Origin of the sequence: Psychrobacter sp. FME13, assembly GCF_014861395.1 — a bacterium.
GTDB lineage: Bacteria > Pseudomonadota > Gammaproteobacteria > Pseudomonadales > Moraxellaceae > Psychrobacter.
In genome coordinates, this window is the sequence record NZ_RRYV01000286.1 from 1 (window position 1) to 1,536 (window position 1,536).

The following is a 1,536-nucleotide window of genomic DNA, read 5'->3' on the forward strand; positions in this document are numbered from 1 at the left end:
TTGACATACTCCCACCACTTTCGCAAAGCTCAAGTGGGGGATTCTAAAAGCAAATGCTCTTAGGCGACCTTCTCACGAGGGTCACTTGTTTTCTGTTTCAACGGGCGACCTTTACTGCATCCTCCCTCCGCAGACAATACGGCATGTCCTGCCGCTAATATATTACGAGCCGCATTAAAATCAGCGTTCGCAACATACCTGCATTTGACGCACTCGAATTTAGACTGAGTTTGTCTGTTTTCCTTAGCGATATGCTGGCACCTAGAGCAAGTTTGGCTAGTGTATCGTGGATTTACTTTAATCAGTAAGCCGCCGCGCCATTGCTGCTTGTACTCAAGCATATTGACCATCATGCCCCAACCTTGATCTAAGATTGATTTATTCAATCCTGACTTGGCTTTGACATTACGACCTTTATTCTCCACCGTACCACTGGCTGATTTCGACATATTGGCGACTTTTAAATCCTCACAAGCAATCATGGCGTGGTTTTTGCTGATACTGGTGGTGGTTTTATGCAAGTAGTCATGGCGAATGTTAGCGATATGATGGTGTAGCTTTTGAATCTTGCGGTTCTGCTTTTTCCAGTTTTGGCTAAACAGAACCTTCCTGCTTAATTGACGCTGTAATTTAGCCAGTTTTACTTGATTGGCTTTAAAGCTGTTCTTAGGTTTGATGTACTGACCGTCTGAGGTGGTGAGTAGTTTGCTGATACCCATATCTAAGCCAATGGCGCTTTTAGAGGAGTGGCGAGGGTTCTCAGCCAGTTCGCGCTCTGTGCCAAACGACACGTACCAGTGCCCCGATTTCTTGCCGATGGTGACATTTTTAATTGTACCAATAATGTCTTGCGACTTCCTAAACTTCACCAGGCCAATGCCATTAGGCAGTTTTACTCGGTTGCCCTCAACACGGCAGTATTTATCAAACTGAACCAAGCGAATTGAGTCGCGCCCATCTGATTTGCGCTTAAATCTTGGCATCAACGGGCGTAGCTGGATTTCTGTGCCGTCAGCCAGTTTAAAGAACTTGGGTTTGCGAGGTTTCTTTTTATTTTCTTTTAATCTGGCATGTACTTTAGGATCAAAGAAACGCGACCAAGCCGATGCCAGATCACGTACTTTTTGTTGTAAAGACACCGCGTTTGAGCTGCTTTTTAAGAATGCAAAATCAGGGTTGCTCTTTAGACCCATGATTTTATTAACAAGGTTGGTGGCATTGATAAACTCATCTTTAGCAAACATTTCAAATGAGATCGCTAGCATTTGATTCCAAACAAAACGTGCAGAGCCGACAAGATTATTTAAAACAATCTCCTGCTCCGTATTAGGCTCAAGCCTAAATTTATACGCTTTGTTGATTTTCATAAATGCCTTCTTTATTAATGAGTGTGCATTTAGTAATATACTTATAATACTAGCACTTAAGAGTTTTTATTACAATGAGTGAGATATACAAAAACCGTCATGCCGCCTTTAACCTCCACGTTCATTTGGTTTTTATTACCAAGTACCGAAAAAAGGTCTTAGGTGAGCT

The 1,536-nt window shown here is 42.4% G+C and carries 1 protein-coding gene and 1 pseudogene; one reads left to right on the plus strand and one right to left on the minus strand.

Annotated features, from left to right (window positions below; translation table 11 throughout):
• Positions 1-59: 59 nt before the first annotated feature.
• Positions 60-1,367: an RNA-guided endonuclease InsQ/TnpB family protein gene (locus EI164_RS16045; RefSeq protein WP_192520979.1), complete on the minus strand. Its 1,308-nt coding sequence runs from the start codon at positions 1,365-1,367 to the stop codon at positions 60-62.
• A gap of 74 nt (positions 1,368-1,441) precedes the next feature.
• Here EI164_RS16045 and EI164_RS16050 point away from each other — a divergent pair.
• Positions 1,442-1,536 (plus strand): annotated as a pseudogene (locus tag EI164_RS16050) (IS200/IS605 family transposase); the annotation flags it as partial.

Bases quoted from the DNA above. Each gene is read 5' to 3' on its own strand.
- EI164_RS16045 (WP_192520979.1), bottom strand. From the start codon at position 1,367: ATGAAAATCAACAAAGCGTATAAATTTAGGCTTGAGCCTAATACGGAG.